Source organism: Algoriphagus sp. A40 (genome assembly GCF_002002735.1).
In the GTDB taxonomy this organism is placed as follows: Bacteria; Bacteroidota; Bacteroidia; order Cytophagales; family Cyclobacteriaceae; genus Algoriphagus.
The window spans coordinates 319909-336781 of the sequence record NZ_MUNY01000078.1 but is presented as its reverse complement, the minus strand read 5'-3'; the positions used below and the strand labels follow the sequence as shown (position 1 = coordinate 336781).

Annotated in this window: 17 protein-coding genes; 6 read left to right on the top strand and 11 right to left on the bottom strand. The window is 44.4% G+C overall.

The window, feature by feature from the left end:
• Nucleotides 1–199 precede the first annotated feature (199 nt).
• From B0E43_RS21480 to bshC, 3 genes are read right to left on the bottom strand one after another with little or no spacing between them, the layout of a single operon-like run.
• Nucleotides 200–700, bottom strand: coding sequence for a hypothetical protein (locus B0E43_RS21480; protein ID WP_139352848.1), 501 nt, complete (start codon nucleotides 698–700; stop codon nucleotides 200–202).
• A gap of 21 nt (nucleotides 701–721) precedes the next feature.
• A complete protein-coding gene (locus tag B0E43_RS21475; RefSeq protein WP_077353433.1) occupies nucleotides 722–1291 on the bottom strand; it encodes a 5-formyltetrahydrofolate cyclo-ligase in 570 nt (189 codons plus the stop codon).
• A complete protein-coding gene (bshC, locus tag B0E43_RS21470) occupies nucleotides 1288–2850 on the bottom strand; it encodes a bacillithiol biosynthesis cysteine-adding enzyme BshC (RefSeq protein ID WP_077353432.1) in 1563 nt (520 codons plus the stop codon). The genes B0E43_RS21475 and bshC overlap by 4 nt, the downstream gene beginning before the upstream one ends.
• A gap of 195 nt (nucleotides 2851–3045) precedes the next feature.
• Here bshC and B0E43_RS21465 point away from each other — a divergent pair, with 195 nt between their 5' ends.
• The 4 genes from B0E43_RS21465 (at nucleotide 3046) to B0E43_RS21450 (ending at nucleotide 6100) form a co-directional block, all read left to right on the top strand.
• Nucleotides 3046–4287 (top strand): pitrilysin family protein, encoded by a 1242-nt coding sequence (locus B0E43_RS21465; protein ID WP_077353431.1) that lies wholly within the window; start codon nucleotides 3046–3048, stop codon nucleotides 4285–4287.
• Nucleotides 4284–4766, top strand: a complete 483-nt coding sequence (ispF, locus tag B0E43_RS21460) for a 2-C-methyl-D-erythritol 2,4-cyclodiphosphate synthase (RefSeq protein WP_077353430.1) — start codon at nucleotides 4284–4286, stop codon at nucleotides 4764–4766. The genes B0E43_RS21465 and ispF overlap by 4 nt, the downstream gene beginning before the upstream one ends.
• Entirely contained in the window at nucleotides 4763–5455 is a 693-nt protein-coding gene (mnmD, locus tag B0E43_RS21455; RefSeq protein ID WP_077353429.1) for a tRNA (5-methylaminomethyl-2-thiouridine)(34)-methyltransferase MnmD, read from the top strand. Before ispF ends, mnmD begins: the two co-directional genes overlap by 4 nt.
• Nucleotides 5456–5635: 180 nt before the next feature.
• Nucleotides 5636–6100: a Clp protease ClpB gene (locus tag B0E43_RS21450; RefSeq protein ID WP_077353428.1), complete on the top strand. Its 465-nt coding sequence runs from the start codon at nucleotides 5636–5638 to the stop codon at nucleotides 6098–6100.
• Nucleotides 6101–6159: 59 nt separating this feature from the next.
• Here B0E43_RS21450 and dnaN read toward each other — a convergent pair whose 3' ends face one another.
• From dnaN to B0E43_RS21425, 5 genes are all read right to left on the bottom strand, one after another.
• Nucleotides 6160–7284, bottom strand: a complete 1125-nt coding sequence (gene dnaN / locus B0E43_RS21445) for a DNA polymerase III subunit beta (RefSeq protein WP_077353427.1) — start codon at nucleotides 7282–7284, stop codon at nucleotides 6160–6162.
• 215 nt (nucleotides 7285–7499) lie between these two features.
• The gene (gldG, locus tag B0E43_RS21440) at nucleotides 7500–9185 is read right to left on the bottom strand and encodes a gliding motility-associated ABC transporter substrate-binding protein GldG (protein ID WP_077353426.1); all 1686 of its coding nucleotides are present in this window, start codon (nucleotides 9183–9185) and stop codon (nucleotides 7500–7502) included.
• Nucleotides 9182–9901, bottom strand: a complete 720-nt coding sequence (gene gldF, locus B0E43_RS21435; RefSeq protein WP_077353425.1) for a gliding motility-associated ABC transporter permease subunit GldF — start codon at nucleotides 9899–9901, stop codon at nucleotides 9182–9184. The genes gldG and gldF overlap by 4 nt, the downstream gene beginning before the upstream one ends.
• Nucleotides 9901–10809 carry a gliding motility-associated ABC transporter ATP-binding subunit GldA gene (gldA, locus tag B0E43_RS21430; protein WP_077353424.1) on the bottom strand — a complete coding sequence of 303 codons (909 nt, stop codon included), beginning with the start codon at nucleotides 10807–10809 and terminating at the stop codon, nucleotides 9901–9903. Before gldA ends, gldF begins: the two co-directional genes overlap by 1 nt.
• 136 nt (nucleotides 10810–10945) lie before the next feature.
• Complete coding sequence (locus B0E43_RS21425; RefSeq protein WP_077353423.1) at nucleotides 10946–11644, bottom strand: SDR family oxidoreductase; 699 nt, start codon at nucleotides 11642–11644, stop codon at nucleotides 10946–10948.
• Nucleotides 11645–11793: 149 nt separating this feature from the next.
• On the opposite strand from B0E43_RS21425, the gene B0E43_RS21420 reads away from it, so the two are divergent.
• Nucleotides 11794–13086 carry an amidohydrolase gene (locus tag B0E43_RS21420; protein ID WP_077353521.1) on the top strand — a complete coding sequence of 431 codons (1293 nt, stop codon included), beginning with the start codon at nucleotides 11794–11796 and terminating at the stop codon, nucleotides 13084–13086.
• 92 nt (nucleotides 13087–13178) lie between these two features.
• On the opposite strand, the gene B0E43_RS21415 is transcribed toward B0E43_RS21420, so the two are convergent.
• Nucleotides 13179–13655 carry a hypothetical protein gene (locus tag B0E43_RS21415; protein ID WP_077353422.1) on the bottom strand — a complete coding sequence of 159 codons (477 nt, stop codon included), beginning with the start codon at nucleotides 13653–13655 and terminating at the stop codon, nucleotides 13179–13181.
• A 67-nt stretch (nucleotides 13656–13722) separates the two neighbouring features.
• On the bottom strand, nucleotides 13723–14541 hold the full coding sequence (locus B0E43_RS21410; RefSeq protein WP_077353421.1) for a purine-nucleoside phosphorylase: 819 nt from the start codon (nucleotides 14539–14541) through the stop codon (nucleotides 13723–13725).
• 96 nt (nucleotides 14542–14637) lie between these two features.
• Between B0E43_RS21410 and B0E43_RS21405 the strand changes: the two genes are divergently transcribed.
• Nucleotides 14638–15162 (top strand): NADPH-dependent FMN reductase, encoded by a 525-nt coding sequence (locus tag B0E43_RS21405; RefSeq protein WP_077353420.1) that lies wholly within the window; start codon nucleotides 14638–14640, stop codon nucleotides 15160–15162.
• A 3-nt stretch (nucleotides 15163–15165) separates the two neighbouring features.
• On the opposite strand, the gene ftsZ is transcribed toward B0E43_RS21405, so the two are convergent.
• Nucleotides 15166–16794, bottom strand: coding sequence for a cell division protein FtsZ (gene ftsZ / locus B0E43_RS21400; RefSeq protein ID WP_254423476.1), 1629 nt, complete (start codon nucleotides 16792–16794; stop codon nucleotides 15166–15168).
• Nucleotides 16795–16873 lie beyond the last annotated feature (79 nt).

Here is a 16873-nt window from a genome sequence, read left to right as displayed (position 1 = left end):
GCTTTTTCCTCATTTTTAAGAATAAAATATACCCTTTATCCATTTTTTTTTAATAAAATTTCAATTCTTGAGAAAAAGCCTAAGCTAAAAATTGAAATATTTAAAAAATCGAAATTTCCTGTTCATTTTTTTCATTTTTTCTACTCATTTCTTACAGAAATTAAAAAAACCGGTTCATTTTCTAACCGGTTTTTCATTTTCAAAAGGAATATCTAAGTGTAAAGGCTGCTTCGTCCCACCAAAGCTTTGTGAAGTCAACAAAATTATATGCTGGTTTCCAATCCAAACTCAGATAAATATTTGTATTGTAAAAATTGTATTCCAAACCAGCTATAAAATCAATTCCATAAGCTTTGTAATCCTCTGTTCCTTTGTAGACCCATGGCGGTTCTGCCTTTGGCTCTTTCCATATTCCGTAGTGTCCCCCACCTCCCAGATACCATTCCATACCGCGCAATTCCCGAATATCCATGTGCACTTCATAAAGTAGGGCTGCATTCCAACCTTTCCACCTGTTGAACACCATAAGCTCAACAGCTGAATTGTCCGTGACAAATCGCTTAACCGAACCGCCAATGGAAGTCCCAGCTCGAAAACCGACCATGGTATTGTAATACCCTTGCTGGGCAATGGTCTGGGGAATGAAGGAAAATATCGCCATCGAGCAAATGGCGATTGAGAGTAAAAGTGTTTTTTTCAAGGGGTGACAGGTTAATTCCTGTCAAAAAGTAAAAACTTTTTCGGGAGTAATACAAAGATCCAACTTCACATCGTGCGATTCAGGTTGAATTTTTTCCTCAGGATCATAAAAACTGAGTCCAATCTTGAGCACCTCAGGTTTTAATTTACTCAGGTAGGAATCATAGAATCCCTTTCCAAATCCAACCCGGTTGCCAAACTGATCATAAGCCAATAGCGGCACAAAAACCACTTCAATTTTATTGGATGATACCATGATAGATTCCTGCGGAACGGGGATTCCCCATTCATCCAAAAAGAAAGCCGCATCCTTGGGAAGTTTTAAGGTTTCCAATTCGGTATCTCCTCTATTAACCTGAGAAGTGTACAGGGTTTTGTCCATCTCCTCAAGTGAATCCTTTATATAAAAGGTGTTGACTTCATTAAATTGGTCGATCGGGAAAAACAGATGAAAATGCTGAAGGTGGCCTTTATCTTCGAGCCAATTTAGAAATTGGGCTTTAATTGCCTGTGATTTGGATTCAACCTCGGAAGGTTGAAGTTTTTTTCTCAGCTGTCTGTAAGCTGATCGGAGTTCTTTTTTGCTTTTCATTTGTATTCCAGCACCATCATATTAAAGTCGAGCGGATCAAAACAAGCCATCAAATCTTCTACCAAAGCCGGATTGGAAAGATAAAACTGCATCATGTTTACCACCCGTTCCTGTGGACTTCCTCCCGGAGCGGTAAAATCCAAGACCGCTTTAGCCCTGTTGATATCCAGTTGCAATCTTCGCTCCTCTGCTTTTCTCAGTTTTGAACTCATCTGATCCAGAATCTTCAAGCTGCGGACCTTACCAGCCTGAAATGCCGATTCCAAACTCTTCTCCAAAGTTGCGGCTTCTTTTCCTTTTTTATCGAAAAGCCCGGAAATAATCTGGCTCTCCTCATTCAGATTGAAATCAACCTGCGCCAGCTGCTCGACATAGCCCTTTTTCCAAATCTCAAAATCCACAAAAACGTCACTCCAATTCCAGCCCAGTTTTTCCATTTTTTGCAAAACAGGACCATTGAGAATCAAGGCGAAATTCCTTGGCAAAAGAACAGGAAAAGGAACTCCGAAATGATCAAAAATTCCCTTCAACTGCAACCAATAAACCACTTCGGCAGGCCCGCCCAAATAGGCGAGATTTGGCAAAATCATTTCCTGATACAAAGGTCTCAAAACCACGTTTGGACTGAATCGCTCTGGATTAGAATCAATAAGTGACTTCAGCTCATCGGGAGAAAATCTGATTTCCGAATTCAAAACCTGAAACCCTTCACCCGAACGCTCAATTCGCTCCCGAATGCCCTTGTCTAGGTAAAAGTGATTGATTTCCCTGGGGAAAATCTGGCTTTTATAACCCAACTCCTCCAAGGCCTGAGTCGTCTTTTGAGCCTCCTCAAATGGAGTATGGTCAAAAAGATCGCTTGTGATCACCGGTTTGAAAATCGATTTGAGTCCAGAATCATTTCCATCGACGACAATTAGCCCTTCTTCCCCAAACAATTGATTGACATATTTCCGAACTGCCTCGCCCAGTGTTTTGCTGCTCTGGTAGGCTTTTTTGAATACTTCGGGGGCAAAATGTACTTCTTTCAAAAATGTCTTGAAAGTTTCATCTAACACAAAATCCCCAACCGCACCCTTTTGACCGCAGGTCCATTGATACTTTTTGCCATCCAGCTTGAAATAATTGATCTCGTCAAAGTCATGGTCCTCAGTGGCCATCCAATACACCGGCACAAAATGAAATTCCGGATAGGCTGATTTCAGCTTTTTGGCAAGGTTGATTGTGGATACGAGCTTATATATAAAGTAGAGGGGTCCGGTGAAAAGATTCAGTTGATGCCCAGTGGTAACAGTGAAGGTTTTTTCGCTTAGTAATGATTCCAGGTTCTTGGAAACCACTTCTCCTATCCCCACTCCGGAATACTGATTTTGCAAAGCATTATGAAGGATTTCTCTGTTTTTGGCAGAAAAGTTTTTAGCCTCAACCGCCTCCCGGAAACTTTCCAACTTGGGCAAATGAGCATAAAATGGCCTTAGTGTTTCTTTTCCTTCGATGTAGTCCAAAAAAAATCTTGAAAACTGTCCCGTCTTATTCAGATCTACGCAGTGTTTTTTCATCGGAATGGGTGAAGTATGTTTGGGAACTCTAACTTAGCGATCCGAACCAAAGTTCGGTTTTTTTTGTAAAAAACGGGACATCTTACATCAATGGCGGAGAGACCGGTCAAAAAAAGAAAAAACATCTGATTTTGATGCTTATTCTCAAAACTATCCATCCATTTTTGACTTACTAAAAAAGAAAATTCAACCTGAATGTTTCCTTACCACAGATTTTTCCTGAACAATGGCCTTGAAGTGATCGTCCATGAAGATCACAGCAGCAAGATCGCCGTTTTCAATCTACTCTACAAGGTTGGATCCCGATTTGAACTGCCTGGAAAGACCGGTTTGGCGCATTTCTTCGAGCATTTGATGTTCGGAAGTTCGGCCAACGTCCCGGTTTTCGACAGGGAATTGGAGCGGGTCGGTGGATCATGCAATGCCTTCACCAGCCCCGATATCACCAATTATTATATGACTTTGCCTGCGGCAAATATCGAAACGGCATTTTGGTTGGAGTCTGACCGCATGCTTCAGCTCTCCTTGAGCGAAAAAACAATTGAAACCCAGCGAAAGGTGGTCATGGAGGAGTACAAGCAGCGGTACCTGAATCAACCTTATGGTGATGTCTGGCATCACATGCGGGATCTTGCTTTTGAAAAACACCCCTACCGTTGGCCTACCATTGGGAAAAGCCTAAGTGATATCGAAGGCTATACCCGAGCGGATGTCTGGGATTTCTATAGGACTCACTATCATCCTGGCAATGCCATTCTTGTAGTGGCGGGTGATGTCACCCTGGCTCAAATAGAGAAATTGGCGGAAAAATGGTTTGGACCGATTCCTTCCAACTCAGCAGGGAAGAATGTAATCCTATCCGAACCTTCCCAAACAGAAAAAAAATCAAAGGTCCATCAGGCAAAAGTCCCTACCGACGCCTTATATAAGGCCTATAAAATGCCTGCAAAAGGCGAGGCGGGCTACCTCGAAGCCGACTTGATCAGCGATATTCTGGGTTCGGGAAAATCAGCTTTGCTGGAGCAACGATTGGTCAAAAACGGAAAAATCTTTGCTTCGATCGGTGGTTATATCACTGGTTCGGTGGATCCCGGTCTGCTGGTTTTTTCCGGAAAAATGGAATCCGGAATCACTGCCCAAGTGGCTGAAAAGGCCCTCAACGAAGTGATTGAGGAATTTTTGGACAGCGAAATCTCGGAAAGGGAACTCCAGAAAATCAAAAACCAAGGGGAAGCAATGAAGACCTACGAGTCGATTCAGGTTCTCAACCGGGCAATGAATCTGGCCTACTTTGCCCATTTGGGTAATCCTGATTTATATTGGAGGGAATTTGAAGAAAAATCAAAAATCGAAGCCCCACAAATCAATTCCTGGGCAAGCCAATTGCTCAAGGAGGATCAGGCTTCGGTGCTTTATTACCAAGCAATAAATCAATGACTCCATTCAGAATAGGATTCGGATACGATGTCCATCAGCTTCAGCCAGGCTACGACTTTTGGCTGGGCGGCATCAAGGTGGATCATGAAAAAGGTGCCGTCGGGCACTCCGATGCCGATGTGCTCATTCACGTGATCTGCGATGCGCTGCTCGGTGCCGCCAACATGCGAAATATCGGCTATCACTTTTCGGACAAAGACCCCAAATTCAAAGGCATTGACAGCAAAATCCTGCTCAAAGAAGTGATGAAAATGATCCGGGAAGCAGGTTACGAAATCGGAAATCTCGACACCACAGTCTGCCTCCAAGTCCCGAAATTGAATCCTCTGATTCCGGAAATGAAAACCTGCCTCGCTCAGGTAATGCATGTGGATGAGTCAGCCATCTCCATCAAAGCCACCACATCTGAGCATTTGGGTTTCGTAGGAAGAGAGGAAGGGATATCTGCATATTGCACTGCATTGATTTATAAAGTATGAGTGAAAAGCTAAAAATCATCACCACAGAAGACGGTTCACATTCTTTGTACAATGAGGAGCTTCAGGAAACCTACCACAGTTTTCATGGTGCCTACAGGGAATCAATCCATGTATTTATGATTTATGGACTGGATTCCTGGCTGGCCAGAAATCCCAGAAAATACCCGATCCGGATTTTTGAAGTAGGTTTTGGAACTGGTCTGAATGCCTGGTTGACTTTGGTATGGGCAGAGCAAAACCAGATCCCGGTACTTTACCACACCATTGAGCCTTTTCCACTTGGTGAGGAAATTTACTCCCAGCTTAATTATATCGAGCATGATCACGGTATCTGGCATTTTCATAAATATTTCGAGGCCCTTCACAAAGCCCCCTTGAATGAAGGCGGACCAGTTTCAGAATATTTCAATTTCAAAAAAGACAAAGTCACTTTGGAAGAAGCGCAGCTTTACCCTTCTGACGTGGTCTTTTTCGACGCTTTCGCTCCAAGCAAACAACCTGAACTTTGGAAAAAGGAAGCTTTGGAAAAAGTGACAGATGCCATGCGCCCCGGAGGTTTATTTACGACCTATTCCGCAACTGGACAATTAAAGCGGGATTTGAAAGAATTAGGATTGGAAGTCGAAATTCTTCCCGGTCCTCCTGGCAAGAAAGAAATGACACGAGCCTGGAAAGGCAGTGATCAGTGATCAGTTTTCAGAGGTAAGAGGGCAGTTTGGTGAGTGGTGAGTAGTAAGTAGTGAGTAGTCAACGCACTACTCACCACTCACTATTTACTACTTACAAAATCAGAAAACTGCGACTGCCTACTGATCACTAAAACTGGCTTGTATTTTGTTTTTAAAAAGTGAATATCAAACTTGAAAACCATGCTCAACCTCATTGTTGCACTTTTATTTTTCCTTCAGCAGGCACCACAATTTGATGGGGCAAAGCTTGAAAGAATGGTTCAGGAGCGAGATCAACTTCATGCAGAATGGAGGACCTCAGAAAGCAAGAAATCCGGGATTTTTGGCAACCGAACCAAAAAGGACATGATCGAAACCAATGAATGGCTGGAGCGGATTATCCAAAAAGACAATCAGATCATGGATGAACTCCGGATGATCGGTTCGATCGAAACTACCACCATATCACAGGAAAAGGAAGATTACAAATCCATCACCCTGAAATTGGAGCAGGATGTCCAAGCGCTGAAAAGAGCTGTGGCGGAAAGGGAAAAAGAAATCGAAAACAAACTTCTTGAGCGAAGGGCATTTGAATGGATGACTTTGATATTTTTCCTCAGCTCCTTGGGATTAGGATATTGGGTTTACCGCTTGAAAAAAGCCTAAAAGAAAAAGCCTTCCGAAAAATTCAGAAGGCTTTTGATTTATGGTTTGTGGTTAATGAATTACACGTAATTGTTGAGCATCACTGGCATGACCAGCATCAGGATGTCTTCGTTTGCATCCTGCTCGGCAGGAAGAATCAGACCCGCTCTGTTTGGCGCACTGAATCTCAAACTCACTTCCTTACAGCCCAGGTTATTGAGCATTTCTACAAGGAATTTAGCATTGAATCCGATTTCGATGTCCTCACCTTCATGATCGCAGGAAAGTCTTTCATTCGCTTCGTTTGAAAAATCAAGATCTTCAGCCGAAATCATCAATTCGCTTCCGGTCAGTTTCAATCTTACCTGATGGGTGGTCTTGTTTGCATAGATCGCGATCCGGCGAAGTGATCCTAGCAATTCCAAACGATCGATGTTCATGCGATTTGGATTGTCCACAGGGATTACATTTTCATAGTCAGGATATCTCTCGTCAATCAGACGACAGATCATCTTGATGTTATTGAACTTGAAATACGCGTTCGACTGATTGAATTCTACAGTTACCGGTACGTTTTCGTTTGGCAAAGTAGATTTCAGCAGGTTCAAAGCTTTTCTTGGGATGATCAGGCTTGCACCGTTTGGCGAGGCCACATCCACTCGTCTGTAACGGATCAATCGGTGACCGTCTGTGGCTACAAAAGTGGTGTTGGTTGCGCTTAGGTTGATATAAACACCTGTCATTGCAGGTCTGAGTTCGTCAGAGCTGGTCGCAAAAATAGTGTTGGAAATGGCCGAAGAAAGTACTTCGGTGGACATATCCACCGTCGTTGCGTTATTTACGGTTGGGATTTTTGGAAAATCGGTAGCATTCTCACCAGCCAATCGGTAGCGACCGTTGTCTGAACTGATCTCTACAGCGTAGGTATCGTGGTCGATACTGAAAGTCACCGGTTGTTCTGGTAAGTTTTTCAGCGTCTCGATCAAAATGCGGGCAGGCACTGCAATATTTCCATCCTCTTTTGCCTCCACATGAAGCTGGGTCATCATTGAGGTCTGCAAATCGGAGGCAGTGATGGTCAAAACAGAATCCTTGATTTCAAACAAGAAGTTCTCCAAAATGGGAACGACCGGATTGGTAGTCACGACTCCGTTGATGGCCGAAAGCTGCTTCAGCAAAGCAGAAGAGGAAACAATAAATTTCATATGGTTATAATTTTTTTTCAAAGGGGAACGGATGGAATCCAGCAGGGTCGAATATTATCCCTCTTTGTGAGGTTCTTCGCCAGTCTCGATCTCAAATCGTAGGGCTTAGTGTTTAGTTTAACTCCAATGGGGTAAATTTATAAATAAAATGCTAATTCGATTGGTCGGAAGAATCTTTCCCGGAAAATTTTTGACCTAATTATTTGAGCCTTATCCTATTGTTTTTGGGAGTACCTGAGCTTTCGCAGAAAAAGGATCACACCGCCCAAAATGCTCAAAATCACAACTGGCAGCACCACATTCACTCCTTGCCAAAAAGCTTTCTGCTCGACAATTTTGACCTTATTCAATGGCCTGATTTGTAGCGTACGCGTCCGTGCTGCAATGATCCCCTCCGGATCGCTAAGGTATTGCACCAGATTTTGAAGCAGTTGCTTGTTGGCGTAGGTGGTTTGGGCAAAGGGATCTTCCCCCAAAGCCATGGGCTGATTTCCCTGCAAACTCATCTGACTTTGGAACACCGAGCCATCCCCAAAAACAACCACTTTCCCTTTTCCGCTTTCTTTGAATTCTGATTTTTCAAAACCTTCAGGCACAAACCGATTTTTGAAAAGTGAAGTAAATTCCCCCTCCAGCAAGTAGGCCAAAGGCAAATTCTTCAGTGAAAACTCTGCCACATTGGGCTCCTGCTCAATATCTGAAAAAGCCACCCGGGACGGTGCCGGAATGATTTTGGCATTATCCGAACCGAAAATGAGCGGTGTCTTTTTCACGCCATCAGCTTTTACGGTATCCAAACTGCTGGCAAACCGGAAATTCAACTGATCCAGCGCCTTGGTGATCGGATGTGTTTGAACCCTCCCAGCATTGAAGTAAAATGGCCAAGGCAATGGTACCATCTGCTCTTGATTACCAAAATTCCCACCCATCACCGGAATATAGCTGAAGTTGAGATCTTGGATCAGGTCTTTGTTGATCCGGATGCCGTATCGGAATAGCAGTCTGTCCAGTTCATTTTCCAGGGGAAAAGAAAAAGTGCCCTCCCCTCCGGCTTCTGCAATGTTTACTTCTACACCTTCCGCAGCCACTACCAGATTTCCACCCAGCATCACGTATTGATCCAACAGATAAAGCTCACGCTCCGTGTAAGTTTGCTTTGGCCCAAGAATAAAAATCGTCCCAAAAGAACTCAAATCCTGCACTGATTTGGCCTGATCTAAGGGAACTTTGAAAACCTCATACTGGCCGTCAAGTGCCTCCACCATACCAAATCCATCGTCTTCGGAGAGTTCACCGTGCCCGATAATCATGGCAATCGCGCCTTTCTCAGGATCAACTAGTTTTCGGATCGCATTACTGAGTTCGAATTCCAGATTTTCGATAGAAGTATTCAAAATCTGGTCGGGAGACATTCCCCGCTCCCCTTTCAGGATCAATGCCCCGGTTTCATACTCGGCATCACTGACCAAGATTCCTGGGAAAATTAATTGAGCCTGTTGACCTGAATTTTGGTTGACAAAAAGATTGGTGGGATTGATCCCGTAATCAGCCAAAGTATAAATGAAATCTTCCTGAAGGGAATCAGTGACTGTCAGAGGATCAAAATAAGAAACCGAGATATTTTCCGACGAGTAAGCATTAAAAGTACGGACAGTTTCCTCCATTGATTTTTGAAGTCGGCGCATTCCACCCGGCAGATTTTCACCTGTCAAAAGGATATCCACGTGAAGCGGCCGGTCCAAATTTTCGAGCAATTCTTTGGTGGCAGGGTGAAGGGAAAAGCGCTTTTCCTCGGTCAGATCGATCCGAAACCGCAGAAATTGCCCCAACAAAATCAGGATCAAAATTCCTCCCAAAAGGATCAAAAACGGTCTGCCAGTATGGATTCCTGATTTCTTCATTTGTTTCTCAAAACCAAAACTGAAGCTCCCAAAAACACCCAAATCATCCCAAAAAGGAAAATCACATCCCGGCTATCCACTACCCCGCGACTGAGACTGATGTAGTGATAGCTCAGACTCAACTCCTCCACCCAATAGGCGACTTCTCCTGTCAGCATTTCCGCCAAAGCAGTAAATCCAAAGTAAAGTACAAAGCAAAGAAATACCCCAAGTACAAATGCAACGACCTGCTGGGAAGTCAGCGAACTGGCAAAAAGCCCCACTGCGGCAAAGGTCGCTCCGATCATCAAAAGCCCGATCCAGCTTCCAAAAAAGCCCGCCTGATCAAGATTTCCAACCGGATCTCCCAGTTGGATAATACTGAATGCATAGAGTAGCGTAGGTAAAACTGCCAGGAAAACCAAAGCCAATAAAGCCAGGTATTTTGCCAAAATAATCTGAACCAAGGAAAGTGGAGAAGTCCGCAAAAGCTCCCAAGTGCCGCTTTTCCGTTCTTCGGAAATCGCCCGCATTGACAGGGCTGGAATCAAAAAAGTAAAAACGTAAGGTGTATATGAAAAGAGCGATTCAAGATCAGCAAAGCCATAATCCAAAACCGAACTTTCAGGGAAAACCCAAACGATCAGGCCCAATGCTATAAGAAATAGAGCCAAAACCAGGTACCCGGTCAGGCTCCCGAAAAAAGCATTAATTTCTTTCAAAAACAGGCTTTGCATCAGGCGTTGGTGATTTCTCTGAAAAGTGTCTCCAAGTTTTTCTTGCTCTGGTTTAGGCTATTCAGGTTCAGTGATCTCTCAGCCACAAGCTGCATCAGTACTTTTCTGGTTTCTATGGGATCAGTGGTTTCTATTACCAATTCCCTTTTCCCTTTCCCACCAAATCTGACTTTCCCCAACTTTTCAAACCATTCCAGTTCCATTTCTTCCTCGGTCACCAAAATCAATTCAGTTTTTCCGGAGCCTGCTTTTAGGTCGGCAAGCGGACTGGCCGCCAGGATTTTTCCTTTGTTGATGATGACCACATCCTGACAGATCGCCTCCACTTCCTGCATGATATGAGTGGAAAAAATCAGGGTTTTTTCGGCTGCTATTTCACTGATGAGGATTCGGATTTCTACCAGTTGATTGGGATCAAGGCCGGTGGTGGGCTCATCCAAAATGACCACCTGGGGATCGTGAATCAGCGATCTCGCCAATCCAACCCGCTGACGAAAGCCTTTTGAAAGCTGTCCGATTTTCTTGTGCTGTTCTGAGTTAAGACCTGTTTTTTTGACGAGCTCATTGACTCGCTCGCGGACTTGGGCTGACTTCATGCCATAAAGCCCACCGGAAAATTCCAGAAATTCCCTGACATACAGATCCAGATAAAGCGGATTGTGCTCGGGCAAATAGCCAATTTTCGAGCTGATATTCTTTGGGTTTTGCAGGGCGTTTTCTCCCAAAATCTTCACTTCTCCCGAGTCCGCCTGCAGGTATCCGGTAATGATTTTCATCGTAGTGGATTTCCCCGCACCGTTCGGACCAAGAAAACCAAGAATTCTCCCAGGCGCAGCCGAAAAACTCACGTTATCCAGTGCCTTTTGCGTACCGTAAAGTTTATTGAGTTGGGAGACTTCGAGTGACATGGATGATTTTAAGCCTCTCAAAAGTAAGGAAAAAATGCAGTTTTAAGTAGTTACTCGAAGTGATCAGTAGGCAGTCTCAGTATTCAGTAGGCATCACCCTGTATACTGAGTACTGCCTACTGCGACTGATCACTGATCACTTTTTCCCTTTCGGTCTCAGCGGTCGACATTCCACATCCGCCACAAAGTAATTCGGGTGGGTTTCCAGGGTTTGCACGATCGTTTGGGCCACATCGATTGGGCGCATCATGTGTTCATGGGCTTGCATTCCTTCGATTTTATCAAAAAAGTTGGTCTGAATAGAGCCCGGATAGATCGTGGAGACTTTGATTCCAAAATCTCTCAGTTCCATGTACATCGAGTGGGAAATGCCCCTCACTGCATGCTTTGTCCCAGCATAGCCAGCAAAATTCGCGACACCGTTGAGTCCGGCGATAGAGGCTACATTAATGATATGGCCTTCGTCTGCAGCTTTCATTCCGGGAATCAGCCTTTTGCTTACATAGAAAATACCGTGAACATTGGTGTCAAACATGGATTTCCAAACCTCAGAGGACATTGTTTCAAATGTCCCTGCAACTCCAAAACCAGCATTATTCACCAAAATCCGGATGTCAAATCCCAATTTGGAGACTGTGGCCATGTAGGCCTTTTCCACCTGATCCTCTACGGACACATCGCAAGTGAAAAAATGAAAATTCTCATGGGCAAATTCAGGTTGGGTTCTCCCCCATCCTGCCACAATTACCCCTTTTTCGATCAGTTGCCTGACCAATTCAAGACCGATTCCTTTGCTTACTCCGGTGACAACGGCAATTTTATTGTTGAGGTTCATAGCTTATTATTTATCCTAAAAAGTCAAATCGGAAGGAAAAGTTCTGCTTTCCCTGATATAACCCAAAAGAGAAAAGAAATTTAATGACTTCTCTTCTTATTTTAACCGAACCAAATAACCGCTACCCTGAACATCAACCTTATATTCTTATGAAGAAATTAATTCTGCCACTAGTTCTGCTAAGTGGAGTAGCCGTAGGCCAAACAAACCTCCGTCCCGAAATCGACAAAAAAGCAACCTCCATTGAGGCCAAAGTAATCGAATGGAGACGGGACATCCACAAAAATCCGGAACTCGGAAACAATGAAGTCCGAACCGCAAAAATGGTCGCAGATCACCTGCGTGCCCTAGGAATCGAAGTGCAAGAAGGTGTTGCTGTGACCGGGGTTGTTGGAATATTGAAAGGCGGAAAGCCGGGACCAACAGTTGCCCTTCGTGCTGATATGGATGCTTTGCCAGTGACTGAGCGTGTTGATTTGCCATTCAAATCTACAGTGACCGCAACTTACAACGATCAGGAAACAGGCGTAATGCATGCATGCGGACACGATACCCACGTCGCGATTCTGATGGGCGTTGCTGAAGTCTTGGCCGGGATGAAAAATGAGCTTCAGGGAACTGTAAAATTCATCTTTCAACCTGCCGAAGAAGGAATCTATCAGGAAGGCGTAACCACTTGGGGTGCCAAGCAAATGGTGGAGCAGGGCGTGATGAAAGACGTGGACGCGGTTTTTGGACTGCATATTGGTTCGCAGATGGAAGTCGGCAAGATCGGCTATCGCTCAGGACCGGCCTTGGCTGGAGTTGATAATCTCGAAATCACCGTTCACGGCACACAAGCACATGGTGCTTCACCCTGGTCAGGCGTGGATCCAATCGTCACTTCCGCTCAGATCATCAATGGCCTTCAAACCATTATTTCCAGAAATGTAAACATCACCACAGCACCAGCAATCGTAACCGTAGGAGCTATTCATGGTGGAATCCGCCACAATATCATTCCAGAAAAAGTCGAAATGATCGGTACAATCCGCACATTCGGAGACGACCAACAAATCCTCGTACACAAAAGAATCACCGAAATCGCCACCAATATCGCTGAAAGCGCTGGAGGCAAAGCCGATGTCACCATCACCAAACTTTACCCAGCTACGGTCAATGATCCTGCCCTCACGGAACTCATGGGACCGACTGTACTGGCTGCTGCTGGCGAAGGAAATGTCCTTACCAATCCATTGATCACTGGAGCGGAGGATTTCAGCTTTTTCCAGCGTGAAAAGCCCGGATTTTTTATCTCCTTGGGAGGCATGAAAAAAGGCGGAGATCCCACCAAAACTCCATCCCACCATACTCCTGACTTCTACATCGACGAAGGCGGATTTGTATTGGGCATGCGTGTGATGAGCTACTTTGTGGTGGATTATATGGGAATGAAAAAATAGATGTTAGACGTAAGACGTTAGATAGTAGACTTTAGATATTAGAAGGCCCTTCTCCGGTCTGATCGGAGAGGGTTGCTTTTTTTTTACCATCCCTAGCAAATTCTGCAAAAATCCAAAACTATTTTAAAAAACGGATTATAAAGAACAGCCAAAAGAAAAAATGAAAATGCAAATAATAGAATTAACAATGTTATCGCATTTTTTGGGGGCCTCCCAGGCCAAGGTATCCATACGGAATTCTTTCCTACACGAATTTGTCCTTTATCTTTTAGCTTTTCTCCATCCTTAAAAAACCCGGCTTTTTTTGGTTCAAATTTCTTTGCTTCATTAATTCTTAACAAATAAAATGAATGATTGTATTGGAAAGTTGTCCACCAAGCTATAGAAATAATAAAACCAAAAAGACTAAATAGAAATACCAAACCTTGTTGTAAGTCCTTAATCAATGATAAAACACCGCTTAACACCACTGTTTCAGTAATTAAAAAAGCTGTCGAAACAAGCCAAAATAGCTGCACTTGATGTTGAATCAAAGTTATTGCTCTATCGTAGTTCTTACCTTTTTTCATGGATTCCTTTTTGAGATCAATAACATTTAGTCAGTTTTATTCGAAAACCTAATCAGGCTTTTAAAAATCAAATCCCGGCCACCAACTCCCGCATAATCAAACTCATCACCGGTTCAGCTTTGGCGGCGGCTGCGAGTACGTAAGCAATGTCCACTTTGTGGATCCGACCTTCTACTCCCAAGTCAGTAATTGCTGAGATCCCGAAAACCTCCATTCCGGAATGCCTCGCCACCAAAACTTCCGGGACAGTGCTCATCCCGACCGCGTCGCCTCCGATTGTCCGAAGGTATTTGTATTCGGCTGGTGTCTCCAGATTTGGCCCTTCCACTCCGGCATAGACTCCCTGATGAAGTTTGATCCCATGCTTTTCGGCGATTTTCATCGCTTTATTAACCAAATCAGCCGAATAGGTATCGCTCATATCTGGAAATCTCGGTCCGAGTTCATCGTAGTTTTTACCTCTCAGTGGGTTTTCTGGAAATAAATTTATGTGGTCGGTGATAATCATGACTTCGCCCACTTCCTGGGTGGGATTCAATCCCCCGCAAGCATTCGAAACAAGCAGGGTAGTGACGCCGAGCTTTTTCATGACCCGAACCGGAAAAGTCACTTCCTTCATCGAATAGCCTTCGTAATAATGGAATCGGCCTTTCATGGCGACTACTTTTTTCCCGGACAGGGTTCCAAAAATCAACTTCCCTGAGTGGCTTTCTACGGTAGAAACCGGAAAGTGCGGAATGTCTTTGTAATCAATTTCAAGTTCAACCTCGATTTGATTACCCAGACAGCCCAGGCCGGTCCCTAAAATAATTCCAACCGGAACAGGAGAAGGATGTAACTTTTGGATAAATGAAAAAGCGTCCTGAATTTGCTTGAGGTAGTCCATAATTTTTGGCTGATTTACGGGCAAATATAGGATTTTGGTTCAGCCTGAGAACTTTTCACCGCACTTGCTTGTATAGGAGACAGAAATTCCACCCCCATGATCAAAATCATCGTAGGCACCAACCGTAAAAACTCGGTTTCTAAAGTCATCGCAGAACTTTACCAGACAATTCTGAAAGAAAGAGGGGCAGAATCAGAAATATTGGAACTGGATCATTTGCCGGCGGATTTTATCTCAACGGCTTTGTATGAAAACAACGGCAAAAATGAAGGCTACAATGCCTTCCACAGCCGGGTCAAAGAAGGGAAAAAGTTTGTGTTCATCGTACCGGAGTACAACGGTTCTTTTCCCGGAATTCTCAAAACATTCATCGACGGAATGACCTATCCGAATACGTTTCGGAATAAAAAATGTGCTTTGGTGGGAATATCATCAGGAATAGGCGGGGGTGGCATCGCTTTGAGCCACCTCACCGACATCTTCCATTATCTGGGTATGAACGTCCTCGCTCTCAAGCCTAAGCTTGCTAAAATCGAGCAAAATATGTCAGATAACCTGCTCACCAACAGGCTTTATGTGGACTTACTCCATACCCAGGCAGACATGCTGCTTGAGTTTTAGGACTTAGTCCACATTGTCATGCAGGAATCTGTTGTTGCCAAGAATCTCGTTCTCATCATTCAGATTGTACTTACTGATTGCAGGCTCTGAACTATGCTGAGGCTCATTGAGCACCACATTCTTGCGCTGATACGCAGGTACATTCATTTTTTCCTTCAATTCATCCGGGCTAGGATTGTAAACTCGATTTCCCTTTAGTTTTTCAAATCGCTCATGCGCACGTTGAATGGCTTTTTGCTTCATGGTCTCATAGTAATCATTGGCAAAAACCTGTGGCATGGGCTCAGACTCTTTGGGAAGTTCAACAGTACTCTTTGAAGGCTCCTCATAGAGCTCATGAACGATCTTCTCCGGCTCTGCCGCTTCAAACTTAGGCTCTTCTTTTTCTTCCTGAATTGGTGTGAATCTGAAAACAAACTCTTCTTTTTCTTCTTCAACTGGCTTGGCAGGAGCAACAGGAGCTTTTGGCATGTTGAACGTAAAAGTTGATCCACCTGAAATCGGTTCTTCTTTCACTTGTTGGCTTTTTCCTGAGTCCAGATTGATGACAGTTTTTACCACTTCAGGTGCAGGTACCGGAGTGCTTGCAATCGGATTGGCAAATGCAGAAATAGGAGCAACAAACTCTTTTCTAGGCTTGTCTGTCAACTTATCCATTTCGAAACCTGTCGCAATGACTGTTACTCGGATGGCTTTGCCAAGTTCGGGATCGATACCCTGACCGAAGATCACCTCAGCATTGTCGCCGGCCTTCTCCTGGATGTATTCCGTGATTTCGCTGAGTTCGTCCATTGACAACTCCTCTTCCTCGCCGGACATGATGGAAAGGAGGATCTTCTGAGCACCTTTGATGTCCACATTGTTGAGCAATGGTGAAGAGATCGCTGCTCCGGCAGCGCGGATCGCACGACCTTCGCCATCTTCAGTCGAGGAGCCCATTACTGCAGCACCTGCGTCTTTCATCACTGTCTTCACATCTTCAAAATCGACGTTTACATCCTGATGGATTGTGATGATTTCGGCGATTGACTTGGCTGCCGTAGTCAGGATGTTATCTGCTTTGCTGAAGGCAGTGCGGATCGCCAAGTTGCCATAGATTTCTCTAAGCTTGTCATTCAGGATGACGAGGACGGTGTCGCAGTTTTCGCGTAGAGCTTCGATTCCTTGTTGCGCGACCGACATTTTCTTTTTGCCTTCGAACATGAACGGAGCTGTCACGATACCGACAGTCAGGATGTTCAGTTCTTTGGCGATACGAGCTACGACAGGTGCTGCACCGGTGCCGGTACCGCCGCCCATTCCCGCAGTGATAAACACCATTTTGGTGTTGTCAGCCAGCAACTCGCGGATCTCATCTTCCGATTCGATGGCTGCATTTCGGCCTTGTTCAGGATTGGCACCTGCACCGAGACCTTCGGTCAGGTTTGCTCCCAATTGTAGTCTCAATGGCACCGGACTGGATTTCAGTGCCTGTGCATCTGTATTGACTACCACAAACTCCACATCTTTGATGCCTTGGGCATACATGTGGTTCACGGCGTTGCTACCGCCTCCTCCCACACCAATTACCTTGATAATTGATTTTTGATTTTTGGGGAGGTCAAATCTGTAATCTTTCATGTTATCTGACATATTTTATGGTTTGGTGAAAATTTTCTGTTGATAGTTGTTTTGAAAAAAGGGTAAAGAAGGAAGTAATCTGCAGGGCTGA